Annotated in this window: 18 protein-coding genes; 16 read left to right on the top strand and 2 right to left on the bottom strand. The window is 42.6% G+C overall.

Features of this window, described 5'->3' with window-relative positions:
- Positions 1-287: 287 nt before the first annotated feature.
- Complete coding sequence (rne, locus tag ACLPIE_RS19265; RefSeq protein ID WP_430263333.1) at positions 288-3,587, bottom strand: ribonuclease E; 3,300 nt, start codon at positions 3,585-3,587, stop codon at positions 288-290.
- A 541-nt stretch (positions 3,588-4,128) separates the two neighbouring features.
- On the opposite strand from rne, the gene rluC reads away from it, so the two are divergent.
- Entirely contained in the window at positions 4,129-5,088 is a 960-nt protein-coding gene (rluC, locus tag ACLPIE_RS19260) for a 23S rRNA pseudouridine(955/2504/2580) synthase RluC (protein WP_430263332.1), read from the top strand.
- Positions 5,089-5,139: 51 nt separating this feature from the next.
- Here rluC and ACLPIE_RS19255 read toward each other — a convergent pair whose 3' ends face one another.
- Complete coding sequence (locus ACLPIE_RS19255) at positions 5,140-5,724, bottom strand: Maf family protein (protein ID WP_430263331.1); 585 nt, start codon at positions 5,722-5,724, stop codon at positions 5,140-5,142.
- A gap of 143 nt (positions 5,725-5,867) precedes the next feature.
- Here ACLPIE_RS19255 and yceD point away from each other — a divergent pair, with 143 nt between their 5' ends.
- The 15 genes from yceD to ACLPIE_RS19180 all read left to right on the top strand — a co-directional run bounded on the left by yceD (position 5,868) and on the right by ACLPIE_RS19180 (position 17,337).
- On the top strand, positions 5,868-6,392 hold the full coding sequence (yceD, locus tag ACLPIE_RS19250; RefSeq protein WP_430263330.1) for a 23S rRNA accumulation protein YceD: 525 nt from the start codon (positions 5,868-5,870) through the stop codon (positions 6,390-6,392).
- Between the two features lie 12 nt (positions 6,393-6,404).
- Positions 6,405-6,575, top strand: a complete 171-nt coding sequence (gene rpmF / locus ACLPIE_RS19245) for a 50S ribosomal protein L32 (protein ID WP_004253223.1) — start codon at positions 6,405-6,407, stop codon at positions 6,573-6,575.
- Between the two features lie 12 nt (positions 6,576-6,587).
- Complete coding sequence (gene plsX / locus ACLPIE_RS19240; RefSeq protein WP_430263329.1) at positions 6,588-7,628, top strand: phosphate acyltransferase PlsX; 1,041 nt, start codon at positions 6,588-6,590, stop codon at positions 7,626-7,628.
- 9 nt (positions 7,629-7,637) lie between these two features.
- Positions 7,638-8,588, top strand: a complete 951-nt coding sequence (locus ACLPIE_RS19235; RefSeq protein WP_430263337.1) for a beta-ketoacyl-ACP synthase III — start codon at positions 7,638-7,640, stop codon at positions 8,586-8,588.
- An 18-nt stretch (positions 8,589-8,606) separates the two neighbouring features.
- Positions 8,607-9,539 carry an ACP S-malonyltransferase gene (gene fabD, locus ACLPIE_RS19230; RefSeq protein ID WP_430263328.1) on the top strand — a complete coding sequence of 311 codons (933 nt, stop codon included), beginning with the start codon at positions 8,607-8,609 and terminating at the stop codon, positions 9,537-9,539.
- 7 nt (positions 9,540-9,546) lie between these two features.
- On the top strand, positions 9,547-10,281 hold the full coding sequence (fabG, locus tag ACLPIE_RS19225; RefSeq protein ID WP_430263327.1) for a 3-oxoacyl-ACP reductase FabG: 735 nt from the start codon (positions 9,547-9,549) through the stop codon (positions 10,279-10,281).
- 155 nt (positions 10,282-10,436) lie between these two features.
- Positions 10,437-10,673, top strand: a complete 237-nt coding sequence (acpP, locus tag ACLPIE_RS19220) for an acyl carrier protein (protein ID WP_004253236.1) — start codon at positions 10,437-10,439, stop codon at positions 10,671-10,673.
- Between the two features lie 78 nt (positions 10,674-10,751).
- Positions 10,752-12,008: a beta-ketoacyl-ACP synthase II gene (gene fabF, locus ACLPIE_RS19215; protein ID WP_430263326.1), complete on the top strand. Its 1,257-nt coding sequence runs from the start codon at positions 10,752-10,754 to the stop codon at positions 12,006-12,008.
- Between the two features lie 150 nt (positions 12,009-12,158).
- Entirely contained in the window at positions 12,159-12,989 is an 831-nt protein-coding gene (pabC, locus tag ACLPIE_RS19210; RefSeq protein WP_430263325.1) for an aminodeoxychorismate lyase, read from the top strand.
- A 45-nt stretch (positions 12,990-13,034) separates the two neighbouring features.
- Entirely contained in the window at positions 13,035-14,057 is a 1,023-nt protein-coding gene (mltG, locus tag ACLPIE_RS19205) for an endolytic transglycosylase MltG (protein WP_430263324.1), read from the top strand.
- 5 nt (positions 14,058-14,062) lie between these two features.
- The gene (tmk, locus tag ACLPIE_RS19200; RefSeq protein WP_430263323.1) at positions 14,063-14,692 is read left to right on the top strand and encodes a dTMP kinase; all 630 of its coding nucleotides are present in this window, start codon (positions 14,063-14,065) and stop codon (positions 14,690-14,692) included.
- Between the two features lie 38 nt (positions 14,693-14,730).
- A complete protein-coding gene (holB, locus tag ACLPIE_RS19195; RefSeq protein ID WP_430263322.1) occupies positions 14,731-15,726 on the top strand; it encodes a DNA polymerase III subunit delta' in 996 nt (331 codons plus the stop codon).
- Positions 15,727-15,738: 12 nt separating this feature from the next.
- On the top strand, positions 15,739-16,530 hold the full coding sequence (locus ACLPIE_RS19190; RefSeq protein WP_430263321.1) for a metal-dependent hydrolase: 792 nt from the start codon (positions 15,739-15,741) through the stop codon (positions 16,528-16,530).
- 44 nt (positions 16,531-16,574) lie between these two features.
- Positions 16,575-16,925 (top strand): purine nucleoside phosphoramidase, encoded by a 351-nt coding sequence (gene hinT, locus ACLPIE_RS19185; protein WP_430263320.1) that lies wholly within the window; start codon positions 16,575-16,577, stop codon positions 16,923-16,925.
- Between the two features lie 19 nt (positions 16,926-16,944).
- Positions 16,945-17,337 (top strand): YcfL family protein, encoded by a 393-nt coding sequence (locus tag ACLPIE_RS19180; RefSeq protein WP_430263319.1) that lies wholly within the window; start codon positions 16,945-16,947, stop codon positions 17,335-17,337.
- The last annotated feature ends 1 nt before the right edge of the window (position 17,338 follow it).

Below are 17,338 nucleotides of genomic sequence, written 5' to 3'. Positions count from 1 at the left end.
TTATTGAGGATCAAAGCAAGAGGTTATCGAAATCAAGAACGATTTAAAACAGCAGTGATGTTTCACTATGGTAATTTAGATATGGGATTTTGAGTCTGACCACCATGATCGGGGAAGACCCATATAACAACAGTAATATAGCCTTATGTATACTGAAAATACAATATTAAATGTTTGTTGAACGATGAAATTTTTTAATGAGTAAATTAATCATTTGAGCCAGTATCCAAAATAAAAAAGCCTTACTCGTTTCCCAGCAAGGCTTAGATATTTAATGTTGTTAAGTGTTAGATGCTAGCAGGTTTTGCCATTTCTGATGTTGCAACATTCGATGCGACATGACCACCCGCACCACCTTTACCTTCAAAGGTTGAGGCATCCCGCTGGTATTCTTTAATTTCAAAAGGCGCACCCGCAGTGTCTGGGGCTGGCGCTTTAGTCATTGGTGAATACGCATGGCGTTTATGTAAGCTTGTTATTGCTACCGGCTCGCTCACATTAACAGTTTCAACTGCTTTAATTTCAGTAGGTTCTGTTACTGTCTCAACGATAACCTCAGAAGTGGGGGTATCTTCAACAACAGGGGTTATCTCAGCATGAACAGAGGCCTCTTCGATGGTGACTGGCTCTATTGTTTCTGATTTAACGACTTCAACTGGAACGGCAGTAGGTTCAGCTGCGACTTCTCCGACTGCTTCTTCAGTCAGGGTCTCCGACTGCGTTGTTTCAACAGCTTCAACTTCAACCGCTTCAACTTCAACTTCAACAGGGGTGACTTCGACAGCTTTTTCAACAATCGCTTGCTCAATAATCTGTTGCTCAACAATCGGTTGTTCAACAGCCGGAGTTGTAACTTCAGTTTCCACAGTTTGTACTGCAACCACTTCAGGCTGAGTTATTTCAACTGCGGCAACCGAAGCAACAGGTGGAAGAGCATTTTGTGACGCTGTCACTAGTGCGGTTTCAGCCACTGGTGCATCATTAACACTTTGTTGCTCAAGCATTTCTTCATTAGTAATGATAGCCATGCTTTCTTGTTGAGGCTGCACAATCGGGTAATGAATAAAGACTTTTCCTGAAGCAAGTTCAGGTGATGCAACAGCAGCAATCAGCGGCATTGGTGACTTATTCAAATGGCGCTCATCGCGGTAGCGACGACGACGCTGGCCACTAACACGTAAATGACGAGGCGAACGACGTGAACGGCGAGGAATGATGGTGTCTTGTTTTTCTTCACCTTCTGCTTGAGAGTTTAACTCTTGCAGGTCATCCGTCTGCACATCACTTTCAACTAGGCTAGTCGGGGCAGCTGGCGCTGGTAATGCAGCAATAGGGGCTGTTACTGCAACCTCAGTTACTGTAGGTGCCAGTTCCTTGTCTGTTACACGGATTTTTTGTGTCAGCTGGCGACGTTGGCGACGTGGCGTAACAGGACGCTGTTCTTCTTCCTTCTCAGGAGCATTCTCTACATTGCCTTGTTGAACATCTTGTTGTGCTTTAGCAACTTGCTGTTGGCGTTTCTCATCCTGACGACGACGACGCTCAGCACGTTGTTCACGACGTTGTTGCTGGTTATCGCGATTCGCATTGTCCGTTGTTTGCTCGTCTTGCTGGTTCGCATTCTTATTGTTGCGACCTTTATTGCGATTATTCGTTTCATCCGATGATGCATTACGGTTATTTCGATCATTACGGTTGTCACGATTATCGCGGTTGTCACGATTTTCAGTTTCATCGCGATCACGACGGTTGTTATTGCGACGATTGTTATTACGGCGATCATTGTTACGGCGACGATCATTATTATTACGGTTTTTCGGGGCCGGTTTCTCAACAACTTTTTCTTCTTCACCAAATAGGCCTTTAAAGAATGCCGCAATTTTGCTGAATAAACCGGGAGATGCAGGTTCAGACACCGCGACTTTTACCGGTGTTTTTGTTGCGGTTTCTTTTGGTTTCACTGTAGACATATCTACAGGCTCTTGCAGTGCAAAAGCAGAAATTGCTGGTAGCTCAGGTACTTTACGCTCTGAGGCCGCTTCATCGGTATTATTTAAAGTTTCTGTTTCGTGATATTGCGCTAAGTTGTAGCTCAAGGTGTTAATTTCTTCACCTTTACGAATACGGATCACGTGGAAATGCGGCGTTTGCATTTGGTCGTTAGGGACGATAACAACGCGGACATTACTTTGGCGTTGTTCAATTTCACTAACGGCTTTACGTTTTTCGTTTAGCAGATAAGACGCAATTTGAACAGGAACAATCGCATGCACTTCGTGAGTGTTCTCTTTTAGTGCTTCTTCTTCAATTAAGCGAAGCACAGACAGTGATAGCGACTCATTGTCACGAATAGTCCCCGTCCCCATACAGCGAGGACACACGTGATGGCTTGATTCACCTAAAGAGGGGCTCAGGCGCTGACGTGACATTTCTAATAAACCGAAACGAGAAATGCGGGCAATTTGAATACGTGCGCGGTCTTGGCGTACGGCTTCACGCAGGCGATTTTCAACTTCACGCTGATGCCTAACAGGCGTCATATCGATAAAGTCAATGACAATCAAACCACCAAGGTCACGCAGGCGCAATTGGCGTGCAATCTCATCCGCCGCTTCTAAGTTGGTGTTGAAAGCCGTTTCTTCGATGTCTCCACCACGAGTTGAGCGCGATGAGTTGATATCGATAGCGGTTAGTGCTTCAGTCGTATCAATAACTAACGCTCCACCTGAAGGTAAACGCACTTCACGTTGGAATGCAGACTCGATTTGTGACTCAATTTGATAATGGCTAAACAGTGGAACATCACCACTGTAATGTTTTATCTTGCTTGCAAAATCACCACGGCCGATAGCTTCGATATGGTTCCGTGCCATTTCGACAATTTTCGGGTTATCGATAAGGATTTCACCGATATCTGGACGCAAATAGTCACGAAATGCACGCACAATAACGTTACTTTCCTGATGGATAAGAAACGGTGCAGGGCGGTTTTCGGCCGCTTTTTGAATCGCTTCCCAATGGCGCAGGCGATACAGTAAATCTTGTTGCAGTGATTCCGCTGATTTACCTACACCCGCAGTGCGGACGATAAGCCCCATACCATCAGGGATTTCTAAAGAAGACAGCGCTTCTTTGAGTTCAGTTCGGTCTTCCCCTTCGATACGGCGAGAAATACCACCTGCGCGAGGATTATTCGGCATTAATACTAAATAGCTACCCGCTAAACTAATGAAAGTAGTGAGTGCCGCGCCTTTATTACCACGTTCTTCTTTGTCAACTTGAACAATAACTTCTTGGCCTTCTTTTAAGACATCTTTGATGTTAGGACGACCTTGAGAGTGATAGTTGCTTGGGAAGTATTCGCGGGCGATTTCTTTGATAGGAAGGAAACCATGTCTTTCAGCACCATAGTCAACAAAAGCGGCTTCAAGACTGGGTTCGATACGAGTGATTTTACCTTTATAAATATTTGCTTTTTTTTGCTCATGACCTGGGCTTTCAATATCCAAATCATAGAGACGTTGCCCGTCAACTAGGGCAACACGCAACTCTTCCTGTTGAGTTGCGTTTATTAACATTCTTTTCATGTTGTTACTTACTCATTATTTTCTTTTAAATAAAGAGCAGCGAAAGAAAGAGCTACTGTAAACCGATGGCCTCGTGATTTTTACAAAACCGTCTGCCTCGCGGCAGTCGTTCGTATAGAGACGCGCAATATTCGGTGAACCTGATTTTTAGATTAAAAATTCAGCGTTCTTAATCAGGATACCGTAAGTTTTTAAATAAAACGGAAGTTCCTAACCCAATAAGCTAAAATTCGTTGCTCGCTAATTTATTTGATGTTGCTTAATGTCTTACGCCATTGCTGCATTGTGCGCCATCAAATAAGAAATCCTATAAACACCAATTTTTGTTTTTTAAACATCTCGGCAACTTCATATTATTCCATTGCCATAGGCATTATAGCAAGTCGATACAGAAGTTATATGGAAATTTTATTTAGAAATAGAATAAATCATGCAGAAATTAACCAATTTAAAAAAAAAGATAAAAAAAATCGTGGAGTCGGTATGATAGTGAGAGTCGACAAGAGTATATTTTAATCAATTAGAGTTAACGCATTTTCGAATGAATACACAAAACCAAGTTCAATTTATTGAGATTAGCGATGACGAAGCTGGGCAGCGCATCGATAATTTTTTGCTCACCAAACTTAAAGGTGTGCCTAAAAGCATGATTTATCGCATTATCCGTAAAGGGGAAGTGCGTGTTAACAAAGGACGGATCAAACCAGAGTACAAACTCGCTCAGGGAGATCTCGTTCGAGTACCTCCTGTTAGAGTCGCTGAACGTGAAACGGCTCCTGTTTCTGCCAAACTAGGCAAAGTCGCTGCGCTTGCCGATTGTATTTTATTTGAGGATGACTCAATTTTAGTACTGAACAAGCCGTCGGGTACTGCGGTACATGGTGGGAGTGGGCTCAGCTTTGGTGTCATTGAAGGATTACGAGCTTTGCGTCCAGAGGCGCGTTTCCTAGAATTAGTTCACCGCCTAGACCGAGATACCTCTGGTATTTTGCTGGTTGCAAAAAAACGTTCAGCACTGAGGGCGTTACATGAACAGTTACGTTTAAAGCAAATGCAAAAAGATTACTTAGCACTAGTGCGTGGTAGTTGGCAGTCGCATACGAAAGTGGTGCAAGCTCCGTTGTTAAAAAATATGCTACAAAGTGGTGAACGGGTTGTGAAAGTGAGTAGCGAAGGCAAACCCTCAGAAACGCACTTTAAAGTTGAAGAGCGCTTTGCGAATGCGACATTGGTTAAAGCGAGCCCAGTTACAGGGCGTACTCACCAAATTCGTGTGCATACGTTATATGCAGGGCATCCAATTGCATTTGATAATCGCTATGGCGATCAGCAATTTGACAGTCAGTTAGCAGGAACAGGGTTAAATAGGTTATTTTTACACGCCAGTGCACTGAAATTTACGCATCCCAAAACGGGGGAAGAAATGCGTTTACATGCCCCTATGGATACACAGCTAAATCAGTGCTTGAAAATACTACGTAGCCGTAAAGACCATCCATAATCTTTAAGTTAATGACGGGGTATTTGCCCACCCGTCATTAGCGAATCGCCATTAATCCAACAATGGGTTAACACCATGATGGCGTAGCATTTCTAGTAGTAAAATAATGGGTAAGCCAATTAATGTATTGGGGTCTCGGCCTGAAAGTTTTTCAAACAACGAAATACCCAGCCCTTCAGATTTAAAACTTCCGGCACATTGGTATGGTTCTTCTTTGTGCAAATAGTTGGTAATTTCATTATCACTTAACTGACGAAAGTAAACATCGAACAACTCACATTGCACATTAAATTTGCCAGTTTCTGTATCTAGCAAACATAAGCCAGTGTAAAAAGTAATCTTATTCCCCGACGCTGCCTTTAATTGTTTGAAGGCATTATCGAAATGATGAGGTTTACCAACAATTTTCCCGTCGATTACGCAGACTTGGTCTGAACCAATAATTAAATGCTGTGGGTACTGATTGGCTAGCGCTTGTGCTTTTTCATGGGATAGTCGCATAACCAACGCTTGTGCTGACTCTTGTAAAATAGAGGACTCATCAATGTTAGGAGGAACAGCCAAAAAAGGTAAACCTAATTTTTTTAGCAGTGTTTGTCTGAATGCTGAAGTTGATGCCAAAATAATCGATTTCATGATTTTTCTCGAAACTCGTAGCCAAAAGGGTTAACTCATTTTAAACTATAAAACGTAAAACCTACGGTTTTTTGGTGAAAAGGCGAGTTTACCCCGCCTTTTTCTTTGACTATAGCTCATTACAAAGTTAATATGCGCGCCTTATGCAAAAGGTAAAATTACCCCTGACTATCGATGCGCAGCGTGCAGCTCAGAAAAACCTCGACTATGTCGGGAGTTATACACCTGAGCAAGTTACACGAATTGCCGAATCAGTAGTCAGTGTAGATAGTGATGTAGAAAGCGAATTATCATTTAAAATTGATAATCAGCGTTTGACGGTCATAGAGGGACATTCTGAAGTTGATGTCACCCTACAATGCCAACGTTGCAGAAATGATTTCAAGCATCATGTCTACGTATCGTATTGTTTTAGTCCTGTCGTCAATGACGAAAAGGCCGAAGCATTACCGGAACTCTACGAACCCGTTCAAATTGATGAATTTGGTGAAATAGATTTGCTGGGATTGATAGAAGATGAAATAATTCTTTCCTTACCAGTGGTTCCGGTTCATGATTCTGAACACTGTGAAGTGTCCGAAGCGGACATGGTGTATGGTGAACTACCTCCTGAGGCAGAAAAACCAAACCCATTTGCCGTATTAGCCAGTTTAAAGAAAAGTACTTAAGGAGTAAGGTCAATGGCCGTACAACAGAATAAACCAACTCGTTCAAAACGCGGTATGCGTCGTTCACATGATGCACTGACTGCTACCCTAGTTTCTGTAGATAAAACCTCAGGTGAAACTCACCTGCGTCACCACGTGACAGCAGATGGTTACTACCGTGGCCGTAAGGTTATCAACAAGTAATTTGTTGTCACCTTGGCTAATCTAACCATTGCGTTAGATGCTATGGGCGGGGATGTTGGTCCCCGCATCACGGTGCCTGCTGCTTTGCAGGCACTAGCATCTAATCCAGCGCTTAAATTATTGCTAGTCGGTCAACCCGACGCCATTCAACCTTTGCTTGCACATCTAAGTGCCGAGCAAATTTCGCGTATCGAAATTATCCCTGCGGATGGTGTTATTGCAAACGATGCTAAACCATCAAATGCGATAAGGCAAAGCAAAGGGACATCGATGCGAGTGGCCTTGGAGTTAGTGAAGACAGGGCAAGCTCAAGCGTGCGTGAGCGCGGGAAATACGGGTGCCTTGATGGGATTAGCAAAGTTGATGTTAAAGTCGATAGATGGCATTGAGCGCCCAGCGTTGATGACTATCTTGCCTAATCAGCAAAAAAGCCAAACGGTCGTGCTGGATTTAGGTGCAAACGTCAACTGTAGTAGTGAAATGTTAGTGCAATTTGCCGTAATGGGTTCGGTGATGGCTGAAGAAGTAGTCAATATCACAAAACCAAAAGTTGCTTTGCTTAATATCGGTGAAGAAGAGAGCAAAGGGCTGGATAATATCCGCGAAGCCGCCGCAGTATTAAAAGAAACGGCGTCTATTAATTATATTGGTTATGTTGAAGGTAATGAATTACTGACAGGTAAAACCGATGTATTAGTCTGTGACGGCTTCGCAGGTAATGTCTCATTAAAAACAATGGAAGGAGTTATCCGCGTTATTCTTTCCTTGTTAAAATCGGCGGGCGACGAAAAGAAAAAAAGCAGTTGGTTGATGCAACTGGCGAAAAAGTGGCTTAAAAAACGTTTAATGAAGCGTTTTGGGGACATGAACCCCGACCAGTATAACGGTGCGACTCTGTTAGGATTAAAAGGTATTGTGATCAAGAGTCATGGAGCAGCTAACGAAAATGCATTTAAAGCTGCTATTGACCGTGCAGTGCAAGCTGTTGAAAGACAAGTCCCAGAAAGAATAACAGCGCGATTAAATATTGTTTTACCCAGGAGCGATCAATAACCTATGGCTATGTACAGTAAAATCTTAGGGACAGGCAGCTACTTGCCAGCGCAAGTACGTACCAATGCTGATCTGGAAAAAATGGTTGATACTTCTGATGAATGGATAGTGACACGCACTGGCATACATGAAAGAAGAATCGCAAATGAAGATGAAAATGTATCAGTGATGGGATTTCATGCGGCAGAGAAAGCCCTTGAAATGGCAGAAGTGGATGCAAAGGATATTGGCCTTATTATTGTTGCAACCACATCTGCAAGTCACGCGTTTCCAAGTGCCGCTTGCCAGATCCAACAGATGTTAGGTATTAATGATTGCGCTGCATTTGATGTCGCGGCAGCCTGTGCAGGCTTTACATACGCAATTAGCATAGCGGATCAGTTTGTTAAAACGGGTATGACGAAAAAAGCCCTCGTCATTGGCGCTGATGCATTATCAAAAACGTTAGACCCGAATGATCGTGGAACTATCATCTTATTTGGTGATGCTGCTGGGGCTGTTGTCATTGGTGAATCAAATGAGCCAGGAATTATTTCTACTCACTTACATGCCGATGGGCGTTATGGCGATTTATTAACATTACCTAACCGCAGTCGTTGCTCTGATGATTCTGCATATTTAACGATGACAGGTAATGAAGTATTTAAAGTTGCAGTGCGTGAACTTGCCCATATTGTTGATGAAACATTGACGCAAACAGGCATTGCTAAAGAAGAACTTGATTGGTTAGTACCACACCAAGCGAATTTGAGAATCATTTCTGCGACAGCAAAAAAATTAGATATGACAATGGATAAAGTTGTTGTCACACTTGATCGCCACGGAAATACTTCTGCGGCATCAGTTCCAACAGCATTGGATGAAGCGGTGCGTGATGGCCGTATTCAACGTGGCCAACTTGTCCTTTTAGAAGCTTTTGGTGGTGGTTTTACTTGGGGCTCTGCATTGGTTCGTTTTTAATTAACTGAGAAAATAGACATGACACAATTTGCTATGGTATTTCCCGGCCAGGGTTCTCAGTCTTTAGGTATGTTAGCGGCATTAGCAGAAGAAAATAAGCTAGTTGAGCAAACATTCGCTGAAGCATCGGAAGCATTGGGTTACGATCTCTGGGCATTAACTCAAAATGGGCCAGAAGAAGAATTAAATAAAACATGGCAAACACAGCCTGCATTATTAGCAGCATCTGTGGCTATTTTCCGTGTTTGGCAAGAAAAAAATGGTGCGATGCCTTCAATAATGGCGGGGCACAGTCTCGGTGAGTACTCGGCTTTAGTTTGTGCAGGGGTTATTGACTTTAAACAAGCTATTAAACTGGTTGAGTTACGCGGTAAGTTAATGCAAGAAGCGGTTCCTGAAGGAACTGGCGCAATGTATGCGATTATCGGTTTAGATAATGACTCGATTGAAAAAGCCTGCCAAGAAGCGGCTCAAGGCCAAGTGGTTTCTCCTGTTAATTTTAACTCTCCAGGTCAGGTGGTTATTGCTGGTGAGAAAGCGGCTGTTGAGCGAGCAGGTGCTGCATGTAAAGAAGCTGGTGCAAAACGTGCATTGCCTTTATCTGTAAGTGTTCCGTCACACTGTGCATTAATGAAACCAGCTGCTGATAAATTAGCCGAAGCATTACAGAAAATTGATTTTTGTGAGCCAGTCTATCCAGTTATTAACAATGTTGATGTTAAAATTGAGAAATCGGCGCAAAATATTCGTGATGCTTTAGTCCGTCAACTGTATAATCCAGTGCGCTGGACGGAAACAGTAGAATTAATGGCAGATCAAGGTGTTGAACACCTTATCGAAGTAGGCCCAGGTAAAGTATTGACTGGTCTTACCAAGCGAATTGTCTCTAATTTAACTGCCGTAGCAGTCAATGATCCTGTATCATTAAGCACTGCTTTAGAAAATAGCTGAGGACGACATGAGCTTTGAAGGAAAAATTGCACTGGTAACCGGTGCTAGCCGCGGAATAGGTAAAGCAATTGCTTTAACGCTAATAGCACGTGGCGCAACAGTTATCGGAACAGCAACAAGCGAAAAAGGCGCGGAAGCCATTACTGCTTATCTAGAGGGTAAAGGTAAAGGTTTAGCGTTAAATGTGACTGATGCGGCATCAATCGAAGAAACGTTGACCCAAATCCGTGAAGAATTTGGCGAAATTGATATTTTGATTAATAATGCAGGTATCACTCGCGATAACTTATTGATGCGAATGAAAGAAGAAGAGTGGCAAGATATTATTGACACCAACCTTTCATCCGTTTACCGTTTGTCTAAATCTGTTTTGCGTGCCATGATGAAAAAACGTTGTGGGCGTATTATTTCTATTGCATCTGTTGTGGGTGTGATGGGAAATGCGGGGCAAGCGAACTATGCAGCAGCGAAAGCAGGGTTGATTGGTTTTAGTAAATCATTAGCTCGTGAAGTCGCTTCTCGAGGCATCACTGTTAACGTCGTTGCGCCAGGTTTTATCGAAACGGATATGACTAAAGCATTGACAGACGAACAGCGTGCAGGCATTTTATCTCAGGTTCCTGCTGATAGACTGGGTGATGCACAAGAAATTGCCAGTGCTGTAGCGTTTTTAGCTTCTGACGAAGCTGCTTACATCACAGGTGAAACATTGCATGTCAATGGTGGCATGTACATGATCTAAAGAAATGATGGAACTATTTGTATTATTAGTGTTATCTAGCACCAAATAATGCAAAATAATGGTTCCAACAGCCGGGATTGGGTTGTATCTTTTCCTGTATTTCATAAACTACGAAAACCATCGCGAAAGCGAGTTTTGATAGGAATTTTAATAGTATGAGCACTATCGAAGAACGCGTTAAGAAAATCATCGTTGAACAACTGGGTGTTAAAGAGGAAGAAGTTGTAAACACAGCTTCATTTGTTGATGACTTGGGCGCTGATTCTCTTGACACAGTTGAGCTGGTTATGGCTCTGGAAGAAGAGTTCGATTGCGAAATCCCTGACGAAGAAGCTGAAAAGATCACAACAGTACAGGCTGCGATTGACTACGTCGAGAACGCATCTAAATAATTGTACGAAAAACTTATCTAGGCGATCACTCGATCGCCTATGTTTTTTTGGTAACTTTTCCCTCCTTGGAGGAATTACGTGTCTAAACGTCGTGTAGTCGTAACCGGTCTAGGCATGTTATCTCCTGTCGGCAACACAGTTGAGTCATCATGGAAAGCTGTTTGTGACGGACAGAGTGGTATCAGCCTAATCGATCATTTTGATACTACTAACCACGCAACGAAATTTGCTGGCTTAGTAAAAGATTTCAACTACGAAGATTTTGGCATCTCTCGCAAAGATGCAAAGAAGATGGACCCATTCATCCAATACGGTATTGCAGCAGGCTTCCAAGCCTTTAAAGATGCCGGATTGGAAGTAACAGAAGCCAATGCTACTCGAATTGGTGCAGCGATTGGTTCTGGTATTGGTGGGTTAGGGTTAATTCAGGATAACTGTGAGTCATTATTAAGCGGTGGACCTCGTAAAGTTAGCCCATTCTTCGTACCGTCAACCATTATTAATATGGTTGCTGGTCATTTGAGCATTATGTACGGTTTACGTGGACCAAGTATTTCAATTGCTACGGCATGTACTTCTGGTGTGCATAACATTGGGCAGGCAGCACGTATGATTGCTTATGGTGACGCAGATGTCATGGTCGCTGGTGGGGCAGAAAAAGCAACAACACCACTAGGTGTTGCTGGTTTTGGTGCTGCGCGTGCACTATCGACACGTAATGATGAGCCTCAAAAAGCAAGCCGCCCTTGGGATAAAGACCGTGATGGTTTTGTTTTAGGTGACGGGGCAGGTATTATCATTCTTGAAGAGTATGAACATGCTAAAGCCCGTGGCGCAAAAATTTATGCAGAAATTGCAGGGTTTGGTATGAGCAGTGATGCTTATCATATGACATCGCCACCAGAAAATGGTGAGGGTGCAGCTTTAGCAATGGAAAATGCAATAAAAGATGCTGGGATTGAGGCTAAAGATATTGGTTATATCAATGCTCATGGTACATCAACACCAGCAGGTGACCTTGCAGAAGCGCATGCTGTACTTTCTGTATTTGGGCAAAATACGAATGTTTTAGTTAGCTCAACCAAGTCGATGACCGGTCACCTATTAGGTGCCGCAGGTTCTGTAGAGTCTATTTTTACCATTTTAGCTCTGTGCGATCAGGTCATTCCACCAACCATCAATTTAGATAACCGTGATGAGGCTATCCCTACTGGTCTTGATTTCGTTCCAAACGAAGCACGTAAAGTAGATAACATGGAGTATGCTCTGTGTAACTCATTTGGTTTTGGTGGCACTAATGGTTCATTGATTTTCCGCCGTTATACTGGCGAATAATAAATAGATTGCCGTTACTGATTAGCCCTAGTTGCATTTGGCAACTAGGGCTTTATTTTGACCATCTCTTTGCACCTCTGGTTGGTTTAGTTTATGATAACGCCACCTGATTACTGTCTGATTTATCAGCTTTTATTATAAGTGTTATCGATGTCATATTGGGTTAATGGGCTCGCTTGCCAGCAAATAAGTGTTACTGATCGCGCAGTCTCTTTTGGGGACGGCTGCTTTACGACCATACATGGGGTTAATCAACAGGCGAAAATGCTTAATGAGCATGTTGCACGTTTAATTAATGATAGCCAGCGGTTAAAAATCAGTCAGCCGGATTGGGTGGCGTTAAAGCAACATATACAGCAAGTTTGTTCACTGCAAACGGAAGATGAGTTTGTAGTAAAAGTTATCATTAGTCGTGGTGTCGGCGGTCGTGGTTATAGTTCACACGGTTTTACTTCACCAACAGTGATTGTCAGTGTTTCTCCCTTTCCTAATAACTATGCTCAGTTGCAGTGCAAAGGTGCTCGGCTTATTGTAAGTGATATTCCATTGGCTCGAAGTCCATTACTAGCAGGCATGAAGCATTTAAATCGATTAGAGCAGGTTTTGATCAAGCAAGGGATTGATGAATGCGCAGCCGATGAAGCCATTGTATTAGATACTGACGGCATTATTGTTGAATGTTGCAGTGCGAACGTTTTTTGGCGTGTCGGGCAAACAGTGTATACCCCTGATGTGTCTCATAGTGGTGTGAACGGATTAATGAGACAAAAGATCATAGCGCTGTTAGCTGATAGCCAGTACCATCTTCAAGTGGTTGAGCGCTTTGCCACTGTTTTGAAACATTGCGACGAGGTTATTATTTGTAATGCATTGATGCCTGTATTGCCAGTTCAGAGTATTCAAATAAGTCAGCAGCAGCCACCATTACAATTTGTCTCTCGCGAGTTGTTTGAGTATTTGTTTTTGCGTTGCAAAATTTAAATATTATAAATGACATCGAATATACGCATTTGATATGGTCAATAAATGAAATTAGCTAAAAAAATCATTCTGATTACTGTTGCCCTGACTGCTATTGTGGCGGTGGCAGTTTATTTGCAATATCAACAAGTATTGAATTATGCAAAAACGCCAATCAACCTTTCCCAAGAAAAAATCTTTACTGTACCAGCTGGGACTGGCCGTGTTGCATTCGAAACATTACTCGTTAATGAAAAAATAATTGAGCAAGGAAATGAATTTCAGTGGTTATTGAAATTACGTCCTGAACTTGCCCAGTTAAAGGCCGGGACTTATCGATTACAGCCGGGTATGGATGTTGAACAGTTATTACGGTTAGTGGTCAGTGGTAAAGAAGCGCAGTTTTCTATCCGATTTATTGAAGGTAACCGGTTGAATGATTGGAGTAACATATTACGTGATGCGCCATATTTAGCGCACAAATCCGCGGATATGACTCCAGCAGAGCTCAATGCACAGATTGGTTTTAGTGGTGAAGGGTCTTTGGAAGGGTGGCTATATCCAGATACTTACTTGTATACCGCAGGGACAACTGATGTTGAAATCCTAAAACGTGCTTATAAACGTATGCAAAATAGCCTAGATGAACAGTGGAAAGGGCGAGATAGGGACTTACCTTATAAAAATGCATATGAAATGTTAATCATGGCATCGATCATAGAGAAAGAAACGGGTATTGAAAGCGAAAGGTCACAAGTGTCTTCAGTGTTCGTAAATCGCTTAAAGAGAAATATGCGTCTGCAAACCGACCCTACCGTGATCTATGGTTTGGGTGATAAATACAGTGGTAAAATCTATCGTAGTGATTTAGATACTCATACCGCCTATAACACCTATAAAATTGATGGTTTGCCACCCACGCCAATTGCAATGCCAAGTCTTGCATCATTGAAAGCGGCAGCGCACCCTGCTAAAACCGAGTATCTATTTTTCGTTGCAGATGGTAAGGGTGGACATACTTTTAGCCGGAACTTGAGCGAGCACAATCGTGCCGTCAAAGTTTATCGCCAATTAGAACAGCAAAACTGATAAAAATGAAAAACCAATTTATTGTTATAGAAGGTCTTGAGGGGGCAGGTAAAACCACCGCAATTAATACCGTCGTGGAAACACTGAACCAAGCGGGAGTTTTTGACATTGTTTTCACTCGCGAACCTGGTGGAACGCCGCTTGCTGAAAAGTTACGCGAGTTAATAAAACAAGGTATTGAAGGTGATAAGGTCACCGACAAAGCGGAGCTATTGATGCTATATGCTGCCCGTGTGCAGTTAGTCGAAACTGTGATTAAACCTGCATTAGCCGCGGGGAAATGGGTCGTCGGTGACCGCCATGACTTGTCATCACAAGCCTACCAAGGTGGTGGTAGAGGGATTGACCGGCAGCTAATGAAGTCATTACGTGACCTCGTATTAGGTGAATTCAAACCATCATTAACATTATACCTTGATTTACCTCCTGAACTGGGGCTGCAACGTGCTAGGTCACGCGGCGAGCTGGATAGAATAGAAAAAGAGTCATTAGTTTTTTTTGAAAAAACACGCTGCCGATATTTAGCGCTAGCAAAGGACGATGAAACTATTCTAACTATCGATGCAAGCCAAAATATCGAACAAGTTCAAGATGATATTCGACAAACCCTCGGGCGATGGCTGGCGCAATCATGATTGTGGAAATCCGAGGAGTATAGTGTGAGGAGTATAGCGTGAATTGGTATCCTTGGTTAAATGAACCGTATCGGCAAATTATTGCGACTTACCAATGTGGCCGTGGTCATCATGCTTTATTACTTCACTCTCTGCCGGGAAATGGGGCGCAGGCTCTGTGCTATGGCATTAGCCGTTGGTTAGTTTGCCAAAAGCGCGATGGAATAAAAAGTTGTGGTGAGTGTCATAGCTGCCGCTTGATGTTAGCAGCAACGCATCCTGACTATCATGTTATTGATGTAGAGAAAGGTAAATCAACAGTCAGTGTTGATACGGTCAGAAAATTGATTGAAACCTTAAGTAGTCATGCACAGCAAGGTGGTAGCAAGGTGGTGTATCTCCCTCAGGTTGAGGCACTAACGGATGCTGCCGCTAATGCTTTATTAAAAACGTTGGAAGAGCCCGCTAAGGATACCTATTTTTTATTAGGTAGTGAAAAACCTGAGAATTTGCTTGCGACAATTCGTAGTCGTTGCTTAAACCATTTTTTACCTGCTCCTGACCCGAAAATCGCGCTATATTGGCTGCAAAAGCAAAAACCAAGTGTCAGGGTGGATGATGCAACGACGGCACTAAAAATTAGCCAAGGGGCTCCAGTTGCTGCACTGGCATTGTTAGATGACGGCATCTGGCAAAAACGTAGTGCACTGTGTTATGGCATTGCAACTGCATTGCAAACACGAGATTTATTGAGTTTGTTGCCAAGTTTAAATATTGATGAAGTATCTGATGCATTAAATTGGTTACTGACCTTACTAGCCGATGCGATTAAAGTACAACAAGGTGCGGTGGCTTTTTGTATTAACCAAGACCATTTAGCGCAAGTGATGCAGTTGTCGAGCACCATGAATCGTTCACAACTGTTAAATGCCTATGACAGTTGGTTACAGTGTCGCCACCAGTTGTTGACGGTTCCAGCCCTTAATCAGGAATTAATCCTGACAAATCAATTATTACAATGGGAAGCCTCTCTGGCGGCTATTCCCTCATTTTAAAAAGAGTTAAATATGTTTGTTGTTGATTCACACTGTCATCTTGACTGTTTAGATTATGAAAAACTGCATACCAATGTGGATGATGTTATCGCAAAGGCATCTGCGCGTGATGTGCGCTTTATGTTAGCCGTTGCGACTACGCTACATGGTTTTGAAAAAATGAAAGAACTGATTGGTATGCGTGACAACATTGCCTTCTCGTGTGGGATTCATCCACTTAATTTGGATGAGGGCTATGATTTTGCGCGTTTAGCTCAACTTGCCGCAGGCCAAGAGGTTGTTGCGTTGGGTGAAACTGGGCTAGATTATTATTATCAAAAAGAAAATGCAGCGCTGCAACAGGAATCCTTTCGTCAACATATCCGTATTGGCCGAGAAGTGAATAAACCTGTTATTGTGCATACTCGTGCGGCACAAAAAGATACACTGGATATTCTGCGTGATGAAAAAGTGATGGATTGTGGCGGCGTATTACATTGTTTTACTGAAGATAAAGACATCGCTGTCGAATTGCTCGACTTAGGGATGTATATTTCATTTTCGGGTATTGTGACTTTCCGTAATGCAGAACAAATCCGAGAAGCTGCACGTATTGTGCCACTCGACCGTATTTTAGTTGAAACGGATTCGCCATACTTAGCGCCAGTACCGCATCGTGGTAAAGAAAATCAACCTGCATATGTCCGTGACGTTGCAGAGTATATGGCGGTACTTAAAGGGATAAGTATTGAACAAATGGCTGAAATAACAACAGAAAACTTTAATCGTTTGTTCCATTTAAATGTTGGAACTCATAAAGCGTAGTTAGCTAACAATAAAATTACTATTGAATTATTAAGGAAATTGAAATGGCAGAAGAAACAATTTTTAGTAAAATCATCCGTCGTGAAATCCCTGCGGATGTGGTTTACCAAGATGAGCTTGTCACTGCATTTCGTGATATTTCTCCTCAAGCACCATCACACATATTAATCATCCCTAATAAACTTATTCCAACGGTGAATGATATTACTGAGGATGATGAATTAGTATTAGGCCGCTTGTTTACGGTAGCTGCAAAAATTGCTAAAGAAGAAGGCATTGCACAAAGCGGTTATCGGTTGATTATGAATTGTAACGAACACTCTGGCCAAGAAGTTTTTCATATCCACATGCATTTGGTGGGTGGTCGTCCATTAGGCCCATTATTAGCGAAGTAATGATAAGCAGGGGCTAGTAATGAAGCGTATTGTATTGCTTGGGCTGATGGTAATGTCTGTAACTGGCTGTTTAAGTCAGAAACCACAAGGATTGGTATTTAATCAACGGCAAAGTATCATTATGGAACCTTCAGTGCTGGCTCAAGGGGTTATTGTTGAAAAACCCGTTGTTAATGTGGAAAACCATCGAACAGTAGCCTCTGTCAGTATGAGTAATGTACAGGCTGAGGCTGTTAATATTGCTTATCGCCTGTATTGGTATGATGAGCAGGGGCTAAAAATTGATACTTCAGGTATTTTACAACAGACAATCCCCGCAAATTCAGTTGTGACTGTTCAAGGTATGACTTCATCGCCTCGAGCAAGTCATGTACGTGTACATGTTTTTTTATCCCCTAAGGCTGGAGAATAGT

The sequence above is a fragment of the Providencia sp. Me31A genome (genome assembly GCF_050487165.1).
GTDB lineage: Bacteria > Pseudomonadota > Gammaproteobacteria > Enterobacterales > Enterobacteriaceae > Providencia.
Note: the sequence above shows the minus strand (reverse complement) of the source record. Positions and strands in the feature narration are given on the sequence as shown.